The sequence below is a fragment of the Devosia sp. P3_B2 genome (genome assembly GCF_056402875.1).
On the sequence record NZ_JBFUGO010000035.1, the window covers coordinates 1 to 317 of the forward strand.

Below are 317 nucleotides of genomic sequence, written 5' to 3' on the forward strand. Positions count from 1 at the left end.
GAGTGCTCGATCAGGTAGTCGAGCTTCACGTGCAGGGCCGCCTCACTGCGCGCGCCGGCCACAAGGATAACGCCACTGATGACGATGGCCGCCACCGAGAGGAAAATGTTGAAGCCGAACATGAAGCCTTCGTTGAATTGCAACGCAGCACCGATGCCGATCCCTGCCATCAGGGCAAGAAAAGTGGCAATGAACCCTCGCCAGTCTGCGAGGAAGTCTGCGAGGCGGTAGATCAGTCGGCTGATGCGGCTAGATGTGGTTGTGGGCTTCATGGCGGCATCCACAACGTCCCTGACGCGATTTAGATGCTCCCGCGG

At 59.3% G+C, this 317-nt stretch carries 1 pseudogene; it reads right to left on the reverse strand.

The features are described from left to right. Positions 1–272 (reverse strand): annotated as a pseudogene (locus tag AC1DV8_RS22940) (hypothetical protein); the annotation flags it as partial. Positions 273–317: the final 45 nt, after the last annotated feature.